Raw genomic sequence first — 18,892 nt, 5'->3', positions numbered from 1 at the left:
GTCTCCCGTTACTGCGCGGCCGGCGCGCCGGCATCGGCGACGGCCTGCGTGCCGTTGACCGGCCCGTTGCCCGCGCCATTGCCTGCACCGGCATCGGCGCGTGCGGGCAGCGTCTTCGGCTTCACCTGCGCGCCCGGATAGTAGATCCGCTGCATGCCGTCGACAACCACGCGGTCGCCCGCCTGGATCCCCTTCTCGATGATCCGCTCGCCCTCCACCCCGCGGCCGATCGTCACGTCGCGGCGCAGCGCCTTGTCGCCGGGCCCGATCACATACACGTACTTGCGATCCTGGTCGGTGAGCACGGCCTTGTCGTCGACGAGCAGCGCATCCTGGTCGCGGCCGCTGACGAGCTGCACGCGCGCATACAGGCCCGGCGTAAACGTATGGTCCTCATTCGGCAGCCGCACGCGCGCGCGGATCGTGCCCGTTTGCGGGTCGAGCCGGTTGTCGAGGAAGTCGACGGTGCCCGCATGCGGGAAGCCCGTCTCGTTCGCGAGGCCCACGCGCACCGGATCGGCGCCGATCGCGCGATGTTTCGGATCGGCGCGCCGCGCGTTGTAGCGCAGGTAGCTCTGTTCGTCGCAGTCGAAATACACGTAGACGGGGTTCTGCGACACGACGGTCGTCAGCAGCGTGTCGTCCGCGCGCGCCAGGTTGCCGACGGTGGCGACTGCGCGGCCGACGCGGCCCGCGATCGGCGCACGCACTTCGGTGAAACCGAGATTGAGCTTCGCATCCGCGACGGCCGCGTCGGCCGCCTGCAGGTCCGCACGCGCCTGCTCGGCCGTGGCGCGCGCGTTGTCGAGTTCTTCCTGCGACGTCGCATGCGCATCGATCAGCGTCTGCACGCGCTTGAGCTGCACGTTCGCGAGGCTCGCGGCCGCACGGGCCCGCTGCAGCTGCGCATTGGCGCGATCGAGCGCGATCCGGTAAGGGCGCGGGTCGATCTCGAACAGCAGCGCGCCCTGCGCGACCAGGTCGCCTTCCTTGTAAGCGACGCGCTGCAGATAGCCGCTTACGCGCGGCCGCAGTTCGACCGCGTCGACCGCTTCGACGCGTCCGTTGAATTCGTCCGCGAGGCGGATCGTGCGGGGTGCGATGGTGGCGACGCCGACTTCGGGAAGGGATTGGGCCGACGATGCGCCTTTGCCGTCGTGACAGCCCGACAACGCCAGCAGCAGTGCACAGGCCGCGCCCAAAGGCGACGTCCTGCGTAGGGATAAGGAGAGCATGATGCCTCGCGACGGGTTAAACTGCCGCGTAGCATAAAAGTTGAAGTTAACTTCAAGTCAAGTTTTCCCGGAGGGGCAACATGGGTATCCAGGAAACACCGCAATGGCCGCTGATGTCGATCCGCGAAGTGGCCGCGCGCAGCGGCGTGCCGGCGTCGACACTACGGTTCTACGAGACGCGCGGGCTCATCAAGTCGCATCGCAACGGCTCGAGCCATCGCCACTATTCGCGCGCGGTGCTGCGGCTGATCGCGTTCATCGTGTTCGCGCAGAAGATCGGCTATTCGCTCGACGAGATCGCCGAGCAGCTCGTCAGCCTCCCCGAGGACACCGCGCCGAGCAACAAGGACTGGCAGCGGCTGTCGCGCGGCTGGAAGCAGCGCGTCGCGAGCCGGATCGAGGAGTTGCAGCGCCTGTACATCAACCTCGACGAATGCATCGGCTGCGGCTGCCTGTCGCTGAAGCGCTGCAAGCTGACGAACCCGGAGGATCGCGCGGGCCGCAACGGGCCCGGCGCGCGGCGCTGGCTCGGCGACAAGCCGCCCACGGATATCGCATGACCGGCGGGCCGGATGTGGCGCGCGATGCCGCCGCATCCGGCCACCTGGGTAGATTGCGTCACCCGACCCGCCAGCCGCCGTTCACCGCGATCGTCGCACCGGTGACGAACGACGCACGCGGCCCGGCGAGCCACGCAACCGCGTCCGCGATATCGTCCGGATGCCCGGCGCGGCCGGCCGGCGTCTGTTCGCGGATCGTCGCCGCAATGGCCGGCGCGACGCCGCTTTCGCCGAAGAAGCGCGTGTCGGCGATATAGCCGGGCGCGACCGTATTGACCGTGGCGCCGCGCGGCCCGAGTTCGCGCGCGAGCGCGACGGTGAACCCTTCGACGCCGGCCTTCGCCGCCGCGTACGCCAGGCCACCCGGCAGCAGGCTGCCGGCGCGCGCCGCGATCGAACCGATGTTGACGATCCTCGCGGCGCGCTCGGCCAGGTGCGGCAGCACAGCCATGGTCGTCACGAACAGGCTTTTCAGGTTCGCGTCGAGCACGGCGTCCCACACGCGCTCGGCCTCGCCTGCCTCCGTATCCGCGCCGACGCGGCCGGTCGCCCCCGCGTTGTTGACCAGTACGTCGATGCAACGGCACTGCGCGACGATCGCGGCAACCGCCGCCTCCGCTTCGCACCGCACGCTCAGATCGGCCGCCCGCCCGATCGCCATGCCGCCGAGACGCGCAACTGCCGCTTCCAGCCGCGCCGCGTCGCGCCCGACGATCGCGACCCGATACCCGTCCTCCACCAGCCGGCGCGCGATTGCGAAGCCGATCCCGCTCGACCCGCCCGTGACGATTGCCGTTCGCTGCTGTTCGATCCCTGTCATGACCTGCCCTCCCGAATGTCGACCGTTGATGACAAGGCCATTCTGGGCAGCACAGTGTGATAGGTAAAATACGAATTCGATGATCCACTGATACGCAAAAGGTATCGCATGATCGATCTACGCCAGTTCAGGCAATTCATCGCGGTCGCCGAGACGCTCAGTTTCCGGCGTGCGGCCGAGCGGCTGCACATGGCGCAACCGCCGCTCAGCGCGGCGATCCGCAAGCTCGAGGACGAGCTGGGCGTCGTGCTGTTCGAGCGCGACAACCGCGGCACGGCGCTCACGCCGGCCGGCGACGCGTTCCTGCTCGAAGCACGGCGCGCGCTCGAACAGGCCGAGCGCGCGGTGGCCGTGGCCCGCCGCGCGGGCGCCGGCCTCGGCGGCACGCTACGGTTGCGTTTCGTCGACAGCACGGTCAACGCGCTGCTGCCGCTGATCCTCCGCGCGTTCCAGGAGCGCCATCCGGACGTCGATTTCCAGCTCGAGGAAGGCACGACCGCCGAGCAGGTGCTCGCGCTGCGCCAGGACCGCACGGACGTCGGCCTCGTCGTGCTGCCGGTAGCCGATGCGGGCGACGTGCGCGTCGAGCCGCTGCTGCGCGACCGGATGGTCGCCGCGCTGCCCGACGGTCACCGGCTCGCACACCGCCGGCGCATTGCGCTTGCCGAACTGGCTGACGAACCGTGGGTCATGTTTGCCGCGCACCACGGGCCCGGCATGCACGCGCTGATCGTGACCGCATGCGCGCAGGCCGGCTTCGCGCCGCGCATCGTCCAGCAGCCGCGCCAGATGCAGACGACGGCCGGGCTCGTCGCGGGCGGCATCGGCGTCGCGCTGATGCCGCGCCTGTTCGTGCCGATGCAACCGCCAGGCATCACGTTCTGCGAACTGACGGGTGCGGGAAGCCCGCTCGCATACGAGCTGGCGATCGCGTACCGGACGCCCTCGCCGCTCGTCGATGCGTTGCGCGAGACCGCGCGAAGCGCGGTGCGCGAACTGGGGTGGGTGCTGGCGGCGTGACCGCGCACGTCACGCGCGGCGCTCAGCCGCCGACGACGTTGAACGCAATGTCCACCACGGCCTGCCGGAACGCGTCCTGCCGCGTGGGCAGCGACGTGTACTCCAGCATCATGTGACTGTATGACACAGTCGTGCCGATCGCGCTCGCGATCATGAAGAACAGCACCGCCGGATCGACCGGGCGGATCACACCGGCCTCTACCGCCTCCGACAGCAGCGGAAACATCACGTCGTAATACGGGCGCACGAGCCGCGCCTGCAGCCGGTCGAGCCGCGCGCCCACTTCGGTCGCCGCCGTCGAGAAGAACATGCCCAGGTCGGGCTCGTCGAACTCGTGGTCGACACACAGCTCGATCGCGCGCCGTACACGGTCGCGTTGCGGCAGCGGCGACGTGCGCAACGCGCGCAGCGCGTCGAACATCGGCTCGGCCAGCTCGGCGATCTGCTCGACGACCGCCAGCCACAACGTTTCCTTCGTCCCGAAATGGTGCGCGATCAGCGCCGCATCGACACCCAGCTCGCGCGCGACTTCGCGCACGCTCGTGGCATCGTAGCCACGCTTCGCGAACGTGCGGCGCGCGGCCCGCAATATCACGTCCGGCCCCACGGACGCCCCGGCCAGCGGCCGCCCTCGCATACGCCGCTTGGCCGGCGCGCGCTCAGTGACTTCAGCCACGTCTTCCTGCTCTCCTTGAATGATTCGAATACCCGTGTTCCGGCCCCGCTCGAACGACGCCGAACACCGGGTGACCTGCCCCGCTCCGTTGACACGCGAAGCCGGGAAGCGCTAGGATCATACCTTATTCATCACGTGATGATTTATCCATGACAACCCCTACACGCATCGTCATCGTCGGCGGCGGGATCGCCGGCCTGCAGCTCGCCACCCGCCTGGGCGAGCGCCTCGGCCGGTCCGGGCGCGCCCAGGTGACCGTCGTCGACCGCAGCCCGACCCACATCTGGAAGCCGATGCTGCACACGATCGCGGCCGGTACGCGCGACGTGCAGCAGCAGCAGGTGATCTTCCTCGCCCATGCACGTGATCACGGTTACACATACCAGCCCGGCGAACTGACGGGGCTCGATCGCGCGCGCCGCCGCGTGCAGCTCGGCGAGATCCGCTCGCAGGACGGCGAACTCGTGCTCGACGCACGCGAACTCGAATACGACGTGCTGATCTTCGCGCTTGGCAGCCAGGCCAATGATTTCGGCGTGCCGGGCGTGCGCGAGCACTGCTATTTCATCGACAGCCAGAAGCAGGCCGAGACTTTCAACGAAGCGTTGCGGATGCGCGTATTTCGCAGCATCGCGCGCGACGAGCCGTTTCGCGTCGCGATCGTCGGCGCGGGCGCGACCGGCGTGGAACTCGCGGCGGAGCTGAGCCGCTTGCTGGAAGTGGCACAGGCGTACGGTGACGCGACGGTGCGCGAGCGGCTGCAGCTCACGCTGCTCGAGAGCGGCCCGCGCATCCTCACCGCGTTTCCGCCGCGGATTTCCGCGTCGGCGCAGCGGCGGCTCGAACAGATCGGCTTTCATGTGCTGACGTCCACCCGCGTCACGTCGGCCGACGCAAACGGCTTTCACTACGGCGACGGTTCGTTCGCGGAAGCGGACCTGATGGTGTGGGCGGCCGGCGTGAAGGCGCCCGATTTCATGCAGGCGCTCGACGGGCTCGACACGAATCGCGCGAACCAGATCGTCGTCGGGCCGACGCTGCAGGCCACCGGCGACGAGCACGTGTTCGCGATCGGCGACTGCGCGAGCCTGCTGCCCGACGGCCAGGAACGGCCGCTGCCGCCCACCGCGCAAGTCGCGACGCAGCAGGCCGAGCATCTCGCGAAGCACCTGCCCGCGTGGCTCGACGGCACGCCGATTCCGCCGTTCGCGTTCCACGATTTCGGCGCGCTCGTGTCGATCAGCGACTACGACGCGTTCGGCACGCTCGGGCAGTTCGGGTTCTTTCGCGGCGGCTTCATCCAGGGGCGTTTCGCGCAATTCAGCCACCTGATGCTCTACCGGCGGCACCAGCAGGCGCTGCACGGCTTCTCCAAGGCGACCCTGCTGTGGATCGCCGAACGGATCAACGGCTGCGTGCAGCCGCGCATCCGCCTGTCGTGATACCGCACGTGGCGGTGTTGCATAACGTTTCGAGGAAAACCGACATGAACAACCGTTTAGCGCCCTGGCTCATGACCGTTGCCGCGATCAGCAGCTTCGACATGCCGTCCCTCTCGTGGGGCGCGCCGCGGCGGCGCAGCGTCACGCGCGACCGGCTGCCGTCGTGGGACGCGACGAGCAAGCCGTCCATCAGCGTGCTCGAGCGGCCCACGGCCGACACCGTGATGATTTCATGGCGCGACGCATGCACCGGGCACTACGGTTATCAGAAGTGGCGGCTGTTCACCACGCGCAAGCGCGGCGTGTGCGCGCTGTCGGGGCAGCCCATCGAGATCGGCGACAGTGTCTATGCGCCGCAATTGCTCGGCTCGACGCCGGGCAACGCCGCCGCGATGGTGCTGGCCGCGTGCCTCGACGCGGCCCGCCCCGCCGAGGCGGCCTGACAGCCCGGGATTCGACCCGGGGCCCCGCTTCAGCCAGAGGTGACGCGATCCGTATCGCGAACCGCCTCGTTCATGCGTGCTTCGGCTTCCGCATCCAGCCGCGCCGCATTCGCTTCGGCTTCTGCTTCCGGCATCAGCTCGCCTTCCCATTTCGCGACCACCGCGCTGGCGATCGAGTTGCCCACCGCGTTCGTGGCCGAACGGCCCATGTCGAGGAACGTATCGACGCCCAGAATCAGCAGCAGCCCGGCTTCCGGAATGTTGAACTGGTGCAGCGTCGCGGCGATCACGACGAGCGACGCGCGCGGCACGCCGGCCATGCCTTTCGACGTGAGCATCAGGATCAGCAGCATCGTGACCTGCGTGCCGAGCGACAGGTGAATGCCGTAGGCCTGCGCGATGAACAGCGACGCGAACGTGCAGTACATCATCGAGCCGTCGAGGTTGAACGAATACCCCATCGGCATCACGAAGCTCGAGATCTTGCGACGCACGCCGAAACGGTCGAGCGCATCGAGGATCTTCGGATACGCGGCTTCCGAGCTCGCGGTCGCGAACGACAGCATGAACGCTTCCTTGATCAGCGCCAGCAGCTTGAACACGCGGCGGCCGAGGAACAGCAGGCCGGCCGCGACGAGCGTGCCCCACAGCAGGAACAGGCTCAGGTAGAAGTCGCCCATGAACACCGCGAACTTCAGCAGGATCGACAGGCCGTTGATCGCGACGGTCGACGCCATCGCCGCCAGCACCGCGAGCGGCGCGAGCTTCATCACGTAGCCGGTAATCTTCAGCATCACGTGCGCGAGCTGGTCGATCGCTGCGACGAGAATCTTGCCGCGTTCGCCGAGCGACGCGAGCGCCACGCCGAAGAACATCGAGAACACGACGATCTGCAGGATCTCGTTGTTCGCCATCGCCTCGGCGATCGATTTCGGCACCATGTGGCCGACGAAATCCTTCAGCGTGAACTTGGACGTCGCCAGATGCGCGGACGCGCCGATATCCGGCAGCGGCAAACCGAGGTTCTCGCCCGGGCGCAGCAGGTTCGCCATCAGCAGGCCGAGCAGCAGCGAGATCAGCGACGCGGTGAAGAACCAGCCGAGCGCCTTCACGAACACGCGGCCCACCGACGACGCGTCGCCCATGTGCGCGATGCCGACGACCAGCGTCGAGAACACCAGCGGGCCGATCACCATCTTGATCAGCCGCAGGAACACGTCGGACACCAGCGAGATGTAGCCGGCGATTTCCGCCGCCGACTGTTTGTCCGGCAGCTGCGTATAGATCATGTAGCCGATCAGGATGCCGGCCGCCATCGCGAGCAGGATCCAGCCTGCCGCGGACATTCGTTTGTTCATATCGGAATTCGACGCACGGGAAGAAGTTGACGGATGAAAGGCGCGCATTCCTGTGCCGTGCCAGGGTGCGCGCGTGGCGAGCCGGTCGTGCCCGGTGTATCGGGCACGGTCGCCGGCGCCGGTCGCGCTCGCGGATCTCCGCGAACGACGTGCTGCCGCCGCAACGGCATTCGCGCGAAGGCGAACGCCGTTGCGGAGCAGCGATTCAGCATGAAGCGATCAGGCCGGATCAGGTCAGTAACCGATTGCCGAACCGGCCGGACGGCGCGGATCGTTGTAGCCGTAGATGAAGCCGACGCGCACGTTCCCGGACACGGACGAATCGTTCCCGGAACTCTGGCGGCTCGCCGCTTCGGTGCCCGCCAGGCCGACCATGATCAGCTCGGCGGCGCCCCACGGCGTCTGCTCGACCATCTTGTAGCCCATGTTGCGCAGGATCGCGAGCGTGTCGGGCGACAGGCCGTAGGTTTCGTAATAGACCTCGTCGGGCAGCCACTGGTGGTGAATGCGCGGCGCGGTGACCGCGTCCTGCGGCGTCATCCCGTAGTCGATCACGTTCAGCACGGTCTGCAGCGTGATCGTGATGATGCGCGAGCCGCCCGGCGAGCCGACCACCATGAACACCTTGCCGTCCTTCTTCACGATGGTCGGCGCCATCGACGACAGCGGACGCTTGCCCGGCGCGATCGAGTTGCGCGTGCCCTGCACGAGACCGAACAGGTTCTGCGCGCCGACCTTCACGGTGAAGTCGTCCATCTCGTCGTTCAGGAAGAAGCCCGTGCCCGGCGCGATGACCACGGCGCCGAAGCGGCCGTTGACCGTATAGGTCGTCGACACCGCGTTGCCGTCGTGGTCGATGATCGAATAGTGGGTCGTCTCCGGCTTCTCGTGCACGCCGACGCCCGGCTGCACGTCGACCGACGGCGTCGCCGTATCCGAATGGATGCTCTTGCGGATCTGCGCCGCGTAGTCCTTGCTCGTCAGCTTCGCGACCGGGTTGTCGATGAAGTTCGGGTCGCCGAGCAGCGTGTTGCGATCTTCGTATGCGTGACGCATCGCTTCGGTCATGTAGTGCACCGCCGCGGCCGAATGGTAGCCAAGCTTGCGCATGTCATACCCTTCGAGGATGTTCAGCGTCTCGCACATCGTCACGCCACCCGAGCTCGGCGGCGGAGCCGACACGAACTCGTAGCCGCGATACGTGCACGTCAGCGGCGCCATGTCCTGCGCACGGTACGACGCGAAATCCGCCGCCGTGATCAGGCCGCCACCCTTCCTGGCCGCCGCCTCGACGATCTTCGGGATCTCGCCGTGATAGAACGCGTCGGGGCCCTGCTCCGCGATACGCTCGAGCGTGCGGGCCAGGTCCTTCTGCACCAGGCGATCGCCCGGCTGCAGCGGCGTGCCGTCCGGACGCAGGAAGATGCGGGCCGCTTCCGGATCCTTCTTGAAGCGGTCGATCGTCGTGTCGAGGATGTCCGTATCGCCACGCGTCAGCACGAAGCCGTCGCGCGCGAGGCGGATCGCCGGCGCCATGACCTGCTTGCGCGTCAGCTTGCCGTACTTGCGCTGCGCGAGATCGAGGCCCGCAACCGTGCCCGGCACGCCCACCGCACGATAGCCGTACAGGCTGTCGTCCGGAATGACGTTGCCCTTCGCATCGAGATACATGTTCGCGGAAGCCGCAGCCGGTGCGGTTTCGCGGAAATTGATGAAGCGGTCACGGCCGTCGGCCAGGTGGACGGTCATGAAACCGCCGCCGCCGATGTTGCCGCAGCACGGATTGGTCACGGCCTGCGCGTAACCGACCGCCACCGCGGCGTCCACCGCGTTGCCGCCTTCCTTCAGGATGTCGACGCCGATTTGCGACGCGAAGTGCTGCGACGAAACGACCATGCCGTTCTTCGCTTCGACCGCGGGGTCCGATGCGGCGAACGCGCACACGCTCATGGCCGACAACAGGGTGAGTACTACGAGCCGCCTCATGACGGGATCCTCCAGACAAATAAAACCGTGGCATGCCGGAACGCGACGCCGCATCGGGGTTGTCGACGCGTCAATCGCGCTTGTAATAAACAATACATTCCAGCGAGGCCGCGATCATAGCACTCGCTTTTTTGCGCCAAAACCTAGGGTTATCACTGAACAACGAACGAATATCCGCCGAATGGGTCATTTGCCAATGTTTGTTTTATTACAATGGTGAATGAGCCGGTCCACCGTGCGATGCGTCCCTCTAATTTCGGAGCGTGCACGGCCCGCCTGACGTCGATCGGCTAACATGCGTGGAGTCGCCGGCAGACACCCGTCTGCCGTTTGTCATTCAGATACGAGAGTTGGAGTGCCCGATGGGGACGAGCATCAGGGCGTTGCTGCTATCCCAGATGGATAGCTTCACGCCGTCGGAACAGAAGGTCGCGCAGGCGTTGCTGGATCGCTACCCGAGTCTCGGGCTCGGGCCGATTGCGAGCTTTGCCAAACAGGCGGAAGTGAGCGATCCGACCGTGTTTCGCTTCGTCGTCCGGATCGGCTTTCCGAATTACTCGTCATTCCAGCAGGCGCTGTACGGCGAGATCGACACGGCAATGAATTCGCCGCTCGCGCGGATGGATGCGTTCCACTCGGCAGCGGGCATGCGCGACAGTCATTCGGCAATTTTCCAGCGGCTGTCGGAGTCGCTGGCGACCACGATCGAAGGGCTCGATGCGGCGGCGTTCGGCGCCGCGGTGGCGCTGCTGGCGAATCCGGATGTGCGTGTCTTTTGCGGCGGCGGGCGTTATACGGCGCCGCTCGCGTCGCTGTTTTCGTTCACCCTCGCCTACGCGCGGCCACATGTTCAATATGTCGAACCGAATGTGAACCTCGCGTCGGTCGCGCTGGCGGACATGGGGGCCGGTGACGTGCTCGTTATTTTCGATTTTCGCCGTTATCAACGGGACAGTATTCGGTTCGCGCAAGCCGCTCACCAACTTGGCACACGCGTGCTGCTGATTACGGACGAATGGCATTCGCCGATCGGCGAGTTCGCGGAGATCGTGCTGCGCATCCGCGGGCAGCCGTTTGCGATGCTTCAGACGAACGTCCCGGCGCTCGCGCTCGCCGAAGCGCTCGTGATCGGTGTGACGAACCAACTGCCGGAGCTGGCAAGGCAGCGGATGGAGAAGATCGAGCTTCTGAATTCCGGGGGGAGCGAGCCGGATATCGGTCAGCGGGATTTGCCGGAGTGAGGGGTGGTTGAAGCATGAGCTTCAAAGCGAACGATACCCGTCAAGTCACGATAGCAGCTTACCCACAGCGCATATCCTAGGAAAATAGCGGCGGAAAATACCACAACCATCCCGCCAATTGTGGCCCAAACGGGCCATGTCAATACACATTGCATGACAAACCACGCGCTCAGCAAACTGCTCGCCGCGTACAGCAAATGCAGCATCCGCCGCGGCCGCTTCATCGGCCTCCAAGTTTCAGGATGCACACCCGCATCGACGAATACATCAAGGTCAAACCGCAAACCACGACCAGCAAGGCCGCGTAGTATCGCAACAATCAGTGCATCGCGATTCCTGAACCGTATGCATCGCATAGCATTGGACGTGAGCCTCATCGGAATTCGTTGCTCGACGATTTCACCGGTCGCCATGCGGCGCCAGAACACGAAGCTCTTCGTGAATGACCTGGATGTCTGGTATTCGGTTCGCACGTCACACCCGGCATCCGGTTTCCCGACTATCTCATCCCAGTGGATGCGTCTTCCCGCAGACAGCGCGTTGCTATCCGATAACTTTCCAGTGCCATACCAAAGACCAATCTCATCGACGTGAAACCACGCCCCTGCCTTGATTCCCTCGCGCGTCATGACAATGGCTGAAGCGGCCATCAAAACAAACAACGCAATCAAAACGATCGCCAACTCGATTTCGTGGTGCTGTTTGCCGGCACCGCACCCAGACAGGATGTGCAGTACGGCACATTCGTCGGTTCGCCCGAACCGCTGAACTGGAGCGAGACCGAGCGGGACTGCCGGCGGCTGATGACGCGCACGAAGGACATACGCGTTGCCGTGCTGCATACGCGCTGCCGCACGCGCCTGGGCGGCGTCGCAGGCCTGTCGGAAGGCATGCGGTTACTGGCGGCGTGGTTGCAGGCCTTTCCGGAGCAGGTCCATCCACAGGCCGATGCCGACAACGATCGCCATGCCGCGCTGGAGATGCGCATGAACGCGCTGCAAGCGCTGTCGGATCCGGAAGGGTTGCTGGCCGATGTGCGGGAAATCGTATTGACACGATCGACTGCCACCCGGTTGCAGGTTCGTGACGTCGAGCGCGCGTTCGCGCATCCGCGTCCCGCCGACGCGCTCGCGCCCGATTCGGTCGCCCTGCAATTGCAGAACCTGCGGGAACAGCAGCCGTCGTCGATGAAGGCCTTCGACGACGCGATCTCGAGCCTCTCCGCTATCGATTCGTGGTGCTCGACGCACCTCGAGACGTATCTGCCGGATTTTTCCCCGTTGGTCCGCCTGCTCAAGCTCTTTCAGGCAAGCGAACCGCAGGTCGATGGCCGATCCGGCTCCTTGCGTGCGGTCGAACACGAGGCACGCGATACGCCGGTGTTGGCGGCGCTCGACGAAACGGCCACAGCGCCGGCAGGTCCGGACGGCGAGGAGGAGGCTGTGCCAACCCCGACGTCCGTTGCCGCGCTCGCCCCGCTTGCGCCAACGGACCGGCAGGCAGCGTTGGCGCTGATCTGCGCGGCACGCAAGTGGTTCGAAATCAACGAACCGAGCAGCCCCATCCCCGTGCTGCTCAAACGCGCCGAACAATTCGTCGGAAAGCGCTACGTCGATGTCGTCAGGGCCATTCCGCCGGAGCTTCTCGCTCAGTGGGAAGAGGCAGACGGCTCATGATGGCATCCCGTCACGGTCGTGCGTGACGGGATGCCATGCGTGCTCGACGATCAGCTCTCGACATCCTCGAGACTGAACACCTCGGTCTTGTCGTTATACGAGAACACTTCCCCGTAACGCCCCCAGTCGATCACTGCATCGAGCGTTTCCTCAGCCGCTTCGTCCGACAGGAAATCCTCCAGTTCCTGCTCGAACCGCACGCGCGGCGCGCGATGGCCCGGGCGCTCGTTCAACACCTTCCGAATACGCGCAGCAAGCGGCACGTGCTTCAGCAGGTGATCGGCGAACATCAGCTTGCGCTCCTGCGTGCCAAATTCCGCGAAAACACGTGCAGGCGGCGTGAGGAACACGTCCCCTTCCCGCACGTCCGCGAAGCCGAGGTACTGCAGCACTTCGGCGATCGGGAACAGGTCGTCGACTTCCAGATGCAGCGTGCGCGCGATTTCCGGCATGTCCGCGCGGCCGTGGTACGGCGCCATCGCGAGCGTCTCGATCAGGCCGGCCATCAGGTTGGTCGATACCTGCGGCAGCCAGCTGCCGAGCTCGAGCCCCTTCTTCGTCGCCTCGCCGGTCTGGCGGGCCGTCATCTTCGCGTAGATGTCGTCGACGAGCTTGCGGAACGCCGGGTCGAGCCGGTTGCGCGGATGCTTGAACGGCACCTTGATCTCGGCAATCACACGGCCCGGGTTCGACGACAGCACGAGGATCCGGTCGCACATGAACACCGCTTCCTCGATGTTGTGCGTGACGATCAGCACCGACTTGATCGGCATCCGGCCCTGTGTCCACAGATCGAGCAGGTCCGTACGCAGCGTCTCGGCCGTCAGCACGTCGAGCGCGGAGAACGGCTCGTCCATCAGCAGGATCGTCGGATCGACGACGAGCGCGCGCGCAAAGCCCACGCGCTGGCGCATGCCGCCCGACAGCTCGCGCGGGTATGCGTTCTCGAAGCCGTCGAGACCGATCAGGTCGATCGCGGCCAGCGCACGCTCACGCCGCTCGCGGGCGCCGACGCCGAGCGCCTCGAGGCCGGCTTCCACGTTCTGCAGCACGGTGAGCCACGGGAACAGCGCGAAGGTCTGGAACACCATCGCAACGCCTTCGGCCGGGCCGCGCAGCGGCTGGCCGAGATAGGTCACTTCGCCGCCGGTCGGTTCGATCAGCCCGGCGATGATGCGCAGCAGCGTCGACTTGCCCGAGCCGGAACGGCCGAGCAGCCCGACGATCTCGCCTTCGCGCAGCGACAGGTTCGCATCGTCGAGCACGAGCAATTCGCCCTGCGACTTGTTGAAGCCGCGGTTCACGTGCTCGACGCGCAGGATTTCGTCACCGAGGCGCGGCGGCTGCAGCGGCTGGGACGTCTTGGCGGGGGCGTTGATAACGGTCGAATTTTGCATCGCGCTTACTCTCAATCGAGACGGAGCCGGGATTCCGCATAGGCGTACATCGGACGCCACAACAGACGGTTGAACAGGGTAACGAACAGGGACATCACGGCGATGCCCAGGATGATCTTCGGAAAATCGCCGGCGGCGGTGGTCTGCGCGATATACGAACCCAGGCCGTGAGCCACGACCTTCGTGTCGCCCCACTGCACGAACTCGGACACGATGCTCGCGTTCCACGCGCCGCCCGATGCGGTGATGGCGCCGGTCACGTAGTACGGGAAGATGCCGGGCAGGATCGCCTGTCGCCACCACTGCCAGCCGCGGATGCGGAAATTCTTCGTCGCTTCCTTGTAGTCGTTCGGATAGGACATCGCGCCGGCGATCACGTTGAAGAGGATGTACCACTGCGTGCCGAGCACGATCAGCGGCGACAGCCAGATGTCGGCGTTCAGGTGGAAGTGGACGATCACGATCACGAACACCGGGAACAGCAGGTTCGCCGGGAACGCGGCGAGGAACTGCGCGAGCGGCTGGATCTTCTCGGCCAGCGCGGGGCGCAGCCCGATCAGCACGCCGAGCGGCACCCAGATCACCGACGCGATCGCGATCAGCACCAGCACGCGCAGCAGCGTGATGAGACCGAGTACGAGCACGTGCCCGACTTCGCCCATCGTCACGCCGGTCGCGACGAACGTGACGACACGCCACACGACGTACGCCGTCAGCAGGATCACGAACGCGCCCCACACGATGTCGCCGATGCGCGACGAGCCACGCGACGATGCACCGCGCGTACGCGTGCTTGTCAGCGACGGAAAGCGCAGCGGAATCCGCGCGGCCTGCGACAGCAGCCAGCCGGCCGGCACGAGCAGCTGATGGATCAGGTGCGTGCGGCGCATCATGTCGAGCAGCCAGGATTGCGGCGCATCGCCCGACGCGGTGTTTTCCATCCGGAACTTGTCGGCCCACGCGACCAGCGGGCGGAACAGGAACTGGTCGTAGGCGAGGATCACGACCGACATCGCGACGATCACCCAGCCCACCGCGCCGAGATTCTTGTCCGAGATCGCCTGCGCCAGATACGCGCCGATGCCCGGCAGCGTGATGGTCTGGTTGCCGACGGTGATCGCCTCCGATGCGACGACGAAGAACCAGCCGCCCGACATCGACATCATCATGTTCCAGATCAGCCCCGGCATCGAGAACGGCACCTCGAGCTTCCAGAAGCGTTGCCACGGCGTCAGGTGAAAGCCGCGCGACACTTCGCTCAGGTCGCGCGGCACCGTGCGCAGCGACTGGTAGAAGCTGAACGTCATGTTCCACGCCTGGCTCGTGAAGATCGCGAAGATCGCAGCCAGCTCCGCACCGAGCACGCGGCCCGGAAACAGCGCGAGGACGAACGTGACGGTAAACGAAATATAGCCGAGCACCGGCACCGACTGCAGGATGTCGAGGATCGGGATCAGCACCATGCCCGCGCGGCGGCTTTTCGCGGCGAGCGTGCCGTAGACGAGCGTGAACACGAGCGATGCGACCATCGCGGCAAGCATCCGCAGCGTGGTGCGCAACGCGTATTCGGGCAGGTTCGACGGATCGAGCGAGATCTTCTGCGTCTGCAGCACGCCGATCGGCGCCATCGTCTGGTGGAAGCCGACGATCGCCATCGCGAGTATGCCGATGATCAGCGGAAACGCGACCACGTCCCAGCGGTTGGGCAGCACGCGCCACGCGGACGCGTTGGCGGTGCGATTCGGATCGAAGAAACTGATATCCATCGGTAGCGTCTTGTGTTGAATTGAAAATCGATGGGTCCAGCCGCGTGTCGCGCGGCCGGGCGTCGCGCCCCCGGCGCGAATCAGAACAGCCCGTGCAGCAGCCAGTACAGGGCGGCGGACAGCGCGATCGACGCGGGCAGCGTCAGCACCCACGCGAGCACGAGGTTGCGCACCGTATCCCAGCGCAGGCCCGCGCCGCTGGCCGTCATCGTGCCGGCCACGCCCGACGCGAGCACGTGCGTCGTCGACACCGGCAGCCCGTACGCGTCGGCCATCCCGATCGTCAGCATCGCGACGGCCTCGGCCGATGCGCCCTGCCCGTAGGTGAGATGCGACTTGCCGATCTTCTCGCCGACCGTCACGACGATCCGCTTCCACCCGACCATCGTGCCGAGGCCGAGCGCGATCGCGACCGCGACCTTCACCCACGTCGGGATGAATTTCGTCGCGCGGTCCATCTGCTTCTTGAACGCCTCGAGCGCGCTCGCGTCCTCGACCGAGAACGCCGGCGCCTTCGCCTTCTCCATCAACCGGATCGCCTCCGACGCGACGTACATGTTGTTGCGCACGTTGTCGACGAGGTTCTGCGGCACGCTCGAGATGCCGCCGGCCTGCGCGACCTGGTCGGCAATGGTGTCGGTGAGCTTGCCCAGTGCGGGAATCGTCGCCGGCGTCAGCTTGTGCGTGCGCACGTAGGCCTCGACATCGGCTCGCGGGTCGGTCGACCGGGCAGCCGGGTCCGCATATTTGACGAGCGTCGTCGACGCGTGGCGCGCCACCGCGACGAACGTGCTCGTCTGATCGGGCGTCACGGCCTTGTTCAGCGCATACGCGGTCGGCATCACGCCGATCAGGATCAGCATGATCAGCCCCATGCCCTTCTGCCCGTCGTTCGAGCCGTGCGCGAACGACACGCCCGTGCAGGTGAGGATCAGCAGCAGGCGGATCCAGAACGGCGGCGGCTTGTTGCCCTTCGGCTCCTGGTACAGCGCCGGCACGCGCACGAGCGCCTTCAGCAACAACAGCACGAGCGCGGACAGCACGAAGCCGATCAGCGGCGAGAACAGCAGCGCCTTGCCGACGCCGAGCGCCTGGTTCCAGTCGACGCCGCTCGTGCCCGACGGGCCGCTGACGATCTGGTTCATCAGGCCGACGCCGATGATCGAGCCGACGAGCGTGTGCGAACTCGACGACGGCAACCCGAAATACCAGGTCGCGAGGTTCCACGTGACGGCCGCGATCAGCAGCGAGAACACCATCGCGAAGCCCGAGCCGCTGCCCACCTGCAGGATCAGCTCGACCGGCAGCAACTGCAGGATCCCGAACGCGACGGCGCCGCTCGACACGAGCACGCCGAACAGGTTCCAGAGGCCGGACCACACGACGGCGAGGTGCGGGTCGAGCGAGTGCGTATAGATGACGGTCGCGACCGCGTTCGCGGTGTCGTGGAAGCCGTTCACGAATTCGAAGCCGAGCGCGATCAGCAGCGCGACGATCAGCAGCAGGAACGGGAGGACCGAGCTTTCCTTGACGGGACTGAGGTCGGCACTCAGGTGGATACCGACGTAGACGATGCCGCAGGCAATGATCAGAAAGAACAGCGCGAGGCTGACGATGCGCGTGCGGGTGCTGACCGCACCACTGGTTTCCGTTGCCGCGAGATTCGGCATGAAGGGGCTCCGGAGAGGTGACTCGGAGTGGCAGGCTATCGATCGGTCGTGACGCAAATGTGACGTGTCACTTACAGGACATTGACAGGTCATCCGACAGGCATCCCGGATCGCCGCGCAAGCCGCAAACACGGGCGTTCGACCTTGTAACTGGCGGGAATAAATTCGCCGCTGCGCCGGTATGGCACGCGAAGGCGCCGGCTTATTCCAGGACGATCCGGCCGTCCGGTTTCGTCACACGAATGCGAGGCTCACATGTCTTCATCGACCCCCACCAACCCGTCGCGCCGCAAGGCCCTGCAGTGCATGGCCTTCGGCGGCCTCGGCACGCTGTTTACGCTGTCGGGCGGCGTCCTGACGCCGTTCGACCTCGCGCTCGCGCAGACCGGCGACGCGCTCCCCGCCAACGCGGGCCGCCCGCTGTTCGTGCAGATCAGCGACACGCACATCGGCTTCAACAAGGACGCGAACCCCGACGTATCGGCCACGCTGAAGCAGACGATCGAGCTCGTCAACGGCATGCCGGCGATGCCCGCGCTGGCCATCCATACCGGCGACATCACGCACCTGTCCAAGCCCGAGGAGTTCGACCACGCGTCGCAACTGCTCGCCGCGTTGCGCGTGCCGGAACTGCATACGGTGCCCGGCGAGCACGACGTCACCGACGGTTCGGGCGCCGAATATTTCGGCCGGTTCGGCAAGGCGTCGGACAACCGCGGCTATTACAGCTTCGACCACGCGGGCGTGCACTTCATCGGCCTCGTCAACGTGATGCACTTCAAGCCGAACGGGCTCGGCAGCTTCGGCGACGACCAGCTCGCGTGGCTCGCGCAGGATCTCAAGGGCCGCTCGTCGAGCACGCCGATCGTCGTGTTCTCGCACATGCCGATGTGGACCATCTACGAGCCGTGGGGCTGGGGCACCGGCGACGCGCCGCAGACGATGGCGCTGCTGCGCCGCTTCGGTTCGGTCACCGTGTTGAACGGGCACATCCACCAGATCGTGTCGAAGGTCGAGGGCAACGTGACGTTCCACACCGCGCGCTCCACCGCGTTCCCGCAGCCGACGGCCGGCAACGGCCCGGGCCCCGTGCCGCTCACCGTGCCGCGCGACCGGCTGCCGTCGATGCTCGGCGTGACGACCGTCGAATTCGCGGGCCATCCGGTCGCGTCGTCGCTGCGCGATGCGACGCTGGCCTGACGCACTGAACCCAAGGGAGACCGACATGACCCGTTTCAAGCCATCCAGCCTCATCGCGGCGCTGCTCCTGTGCGCCACCGCCCCGCTCAGCGCGTTCGCGCAGGGCCCCGACGGCACGCTCGTGACGATCCGCAACTTCATGTTTTCGCCGATGTCGACGACGATCAAGGCCGGCACGACGATCACGTGGAAGAACCTCGACGGGGAACCGCACACCGTCGTCAACGACGCGGGCATCTTTCATTCGAAGGCGCTCGACCAGGACGAGACGTACGCGTTCCGCTTCGACAAGCCGGGCGTCTACAAGGTGTTCTGCGGGATTCACCCGTACATGAAGGAGACCATCACGGTCGAATGACGCGGCGCGTCACGACACGCGCTTGAGGGTCGGAAGCGACTGAC

The 18,892-nt window shown here is 66.0% G+C and carries 17 protein-coding genes; 8 read left to right on the top strand and 9 right to left on the bottom strand.

The window, feature by feature from the left end; all coding sequences use genetic code 11:
• Positions 1–8: 8 nt before the first annotated feature.
• A complete protein-coding gene (locus tag CFB45_RS20640) occupies positions 9–1,235 on the bottom strand; it encodes an efflux RND transporter periplasmic adaptor subunit (protein ID WP_089427134.1) in 1,227 nt (408 codons plus the stop codon).
• A gap of 80 nt (positions 1,236–1,315) precedes the next feature.
• Here CFB45_RS20640 and soxR point away from each other — a divergent pair, with 80 nt between their 5' ends.
• Positions 1,316–1,795, top strand: a complete 480-nt coding sequence (gene soxR / locus CFB45_RS20635; protein WP_089427133.1) for a redox-sensitive transcriptional activator SoxR — start codon at positions 1,316–1,318, stop codon at positions 1,793–1,795.
• A gap of 58 nt (positions 1,796–1,853) precedes the next feature.
• On the opposite strand, the gene CFB45_RS20630 is transcribed toward soxR, so the two are convergent.
• Entirely contained in the window at positions 1,854–2,615 is a 762-nt protein-coding gene (locus CFB45_RS20630; RefSeq protein WP_089427132.1) for an SDR family NAD(P)-dependent oxidoreductase, read from the bottom strand.
• A 108-nt stretch (positions 2,616–2,723) separates the two neighbouring features.
• Here CFB45_RS20630 and CFB45_RS20625 point away from each other — a divergent pair, with 108 nt between their 5' ends.
• The gene (locus CFB45_RS20625) at positions 2,724–3,635 is read left to right on the top strand and encodes a LysR family transcriptional regulator (protein ID WP_089427131.1); all 912 of its coding nucleotides are present in this window, start codon (positions 2,724–2,726) and stop codon (positions 3,633–3,635) included.
• A 22-nt stretch (positions 3,636–3,657) separates the two neighbouring features.
• Here CFB45_RS20625 and CFB45_RS20620 read toward each other — a convergent pair whose 3' ends face one another.
• Positions 3,658–4,311, bottom strand: a complete 654-nt coding sequence (locus tag CFB45_RS20620; protein ID WP_089427130.1) for a TetR/AcrR family transcriptional regulator — start codon at positions 4,309–4,311, stop codon at positions 3,658–3,660.
• Positions 4,312–4,460: 149 nt separating this feature from the next.
• Between CFB45_RS20620 and CFB45_RS20615 the strand changes: the two genes are divergently transcribed.
• The gene (locus tag CFB45_RS20615) at positions 4,461–5,753 is read left to right on the top strand and encodes an NAD(P)/FAD-dependent oxidoreductase (protein WP_089427129.1); all 1,293 of its coding nucleotides are present in this window, start codon (positions 4,461–4,463) and stop codon (positions 5,751–5,753) included.
• A 44-nt stretch (positions 5,754–5,797) separates the two neighbouring features.
• Entirely contained in the window at positions 5,798–6,196 is a 399-nt protein-coding gene (locus CFB45_RS20610) for a DUF3331 domain-containing protein (protein ID WP_089427128.1), read from the top strand.
• A gap of 29 nt (positions 6,197–6,225) precedes the next feature.
• Here the strand turns inward: CFB45_RS20610 and CFB45_RS20605 are convergent, their stop codons facing one another.
• Both CFB45_RS20605 and ggt read right to left on the bottom strand, forming a co-directional pair.
• Positions 6,226–7,554 carry a dicarboxylate/amino acid:cation symporter gene (locus CFB45_RS20605; protein WP_089427127.1) on the bottom strand — a complete coding sequence of 443 codons (1,329 nt, stop codon included), beginning with the start codon at positions 7,552–7,554 and terminating at the stop codon, positions 6,226–6,228.
• Positions 7,555–7,788: 234 nt separating this feature from the next.
• Positions 7,789–9,540, bottom strand: a complete 1,752-nt coding sequence (gene ggt / locus CFB45_RS20600) for a gamma-glutamyltransferase (RefSeq protein ID WP_089427126.1) — start codon at positions 9,538–9,540, stop codon at positions 7,789–7,791.
• Between the two features lie 362 nt (positions 9,541–9,902).
• Between ggt and CFB45_RS20595 the strand changes: the two genes are divergently transcribed.
• Entirely contained in the window at positions 9,903–10,781 is an 879-nt protein-coding gene (locus CFB45_RS20595; RefSeq protein WP_089427125.1) for a MurR/RpiR family transcriptional regulator, read from the top strand.
• On the opposite strand, the gene CFB45_RS38515 is transcribed toward CFB45_RS20595, so the two are convergent.
• On the bottom strand, positions 10,760–11,464 hold the full coding sequence (locus tag CFB45_RS38515) for a hypothetical protein (RefSeq protein WP_144025215.1): 705 nt from the start codon (positions 11,462–11,464) through the stop codon (positions 10,760–10,762). The genes CFB45_RS20595 and CFB45_RS38515 overlap by 22 nt on opposite strands.
• A gap of 9 nt (positions 11,465–11,473) precedes the next feature.
• Between CFB45_RS38515 and CFB45_RS20590 the strand changes: the two genes are divergently transcribed.
• Entirely contained in the window at positions 11,474–12,457 is a 984-nt protein-coding gene (locus CFB45_RS20590) for an ImpA family type VI secretion system protein (RefSeq protein WP_089427124.1), read from the top strand.
• 50 nt (positions 12,458–12,507) lie between these two features.
• On the opposite strand, the gene CFB45_RS20585 is transcribed toward CFB45_RS20590, so the two are convergent.
• From CFB45_RS20585 to CFB45_RS20575, 3 genes are all read right to left on the bottom strand, one after another.
• A complete protein-coding gene (locus CFB45_RS20585) occupies positions 12,508–13,854 on the bottom strand; it encodes an ABC transporter ATP-binding protein (protein ID WP_089427123.1) in 1,347 nt (448 codons plus the stop codon).
• A gap of 11 nt (positions 13,855–13,865) precedes the next feature.
• Positions 13,866–15,620, bottom strand: a complete 1,755-nt coding sequence (locus tag CFB45_RS20580; RefSeq protein WP_089427122.1) for an ABC transporter permease — start codon at positions 15,618–15,620, stop codon at positions 13,866–13,868.
• 80 nt (positions 15,621–15,700) lie between these two features.
• Positions 15,701–17,290, bottom strand: a complete 1,590-nt coding sequence (locus CFB45_RS20575; protein ID WP_089427121.1) for an inorganic phosphate transporter — start codon at positions 17,288–17,290, stop codon at positions 15,701–15,703.
• A gap of 255 nt (positions 17,291–17,545) precedes the next feature.
• Here CFB45_RS20575 and CFB45_RS20570 point away from each other — a divergent pair, with 255 nt between their 5' ends.
• Together CFB45_RS20570 and CFB45_RS20565 are read left to right on the top strand one after the other, a co-directional pair.
• Positions 17,546–18,490 carry a metallophosphoesterase family protein gene (locus CFB45_RS20570; RefSeq protein ID WP_089427120.1) on the top strand — a complete coding sequence of 315 codons (945 nt, stop codon included), beginning with the start codon at positions 17,546–17,548 and terminating at the stop codon, positions 18,488–18,490.
• Between the two features lie 25 nt (positions 18,491–18,515).
• The gene (locus tag CFB45_RS20565; protein ID WP_089427119.1) at positions 18,516–18,848 is read left to right on the top strand and encodes a cupredoxin domain-containing protein; all 333 of its coding nucleotides are present in this window, start codon (positions 18,516–18,518) and stop codon (positions 18,846–18,848) included.
• Positions 18,849–18,892: the final 44 nt, after the last annotated feature.

Origin of the sequence: Burkholderia sp. HI2500 (genome assembly GCF_002223055.1) — a bacterium.
Classification (GTDB): Bacteria; Pseudomonadota; Gammaproteobacteria; order Burkholderiales; family Burkholderiaceae; genus Burkholderia.
Note: the sequence above shows the minus strand (reverse complement) of the source record. Positions and strands in the feature narration are given on the sequence as shown.

Excerpts from the sequence above, each read along its gene's own strand:
- CFB45_RS20610 (WP_089427128.1), top strand. The coding sequence starts at position 5,798 with ATGAACAACCGTTTAGCGCCCTGGCTCATGACCGTTGCCGCGATCAGC.
- CFB45_RS20595 (WP_089427125.1), top strand. The coding sequence starts at position 9,903 with ATGGGGACGAGCATCAGGGCGTTGCTGCTATCCCAGATGGATAGCTTC.
- CFB45_RS20570 (WP_089427120.1), top strand. The coding sequence starts at position 17,546 with ATGTCTTCATCGACCCCCACCAACCCGTCGCGCCGCAAGGCCCTGCAG.
- soxR (WP_089427133.1), top strand. The coding sequence starts at position 1,316 with ATGGGTATCCAGGAAACACCGCAATGGCCGCTGATGTCGATCCGCGAA.
- CFB45_RS20565 (WP_089427119.1), top strand. The coding sequence starts at position 18,516 with ATGACCCGTTTCAAGCCATCCAGCCTCATCGCGGCGCTGCTCCTGTGC.
- CFB45_RS20640 (WP_089427134.1), bottom strand. The coding sequence starts at position 1,235 with ATGCTCTCCTTATCCCTACGCAGGACGTCGCCTTTGGGCGCGGCCTGT.
- CFB45_RS20585 (WP_089427123.1), bottom strand. The coding sequence starts at position 13,854 with ATGCAAAATTCGACCGTTATCAACGCCCCCGCCAAGACGTCCCAGCCG.
- ggt (WP_089427126.1), bottom strand. The coding sequence starts at position 9,540 with ATGAGGCGGCTCGTAGTACTCACCCTGTTGTCGGCCATGAGCGTGTGC.
- CFB45_RS20625 (WP_089427131.1), top strand. The coding sequence starts at position 2,724 with ATGATCGATCTACGCCAGTTCAGGCAATTCATCGCGGTCGCCGAGACG.
- CFB45_RS20580 (WP_089427122.1), bottom strand. The coding sequence starts at position 15,620 with ATGGATATCAGTTTCTTCGATCCGAATCGCACCGCCAACGCGTCCGCG.
- CFB45_RS20575 (WP_089427121.1), bottom strand. The coding sequence starts at position 17,290 with ATGCCGAATCTCGCGGCAACGGAAACCAGTGGTGCGGTCAGCACCCGC.
- CFB45_RS20605 (WP_089427127.1), bottom strand. The coding sequence starts at position 7,554 with ATGAACAAACGAATGTCCGCGGCAGGCTGGATCCTGCTCGCGATGGCG.
- CFB45_RS20630 (WP_089427132.1), bottom strand. The coding sequence starts at position 2,615 with ATGACAGGGATCGAACAGCAGCGAACGGCAATCGTCACGGGCGGGTCG.
- CFB45_RS20615 (WP_089427129.1), top strand. The coding sequence starts at position 4,461 with ATGACAACCCCTACACGCATCGTCATCGTCGGCGGCGGGATCGCCGGC.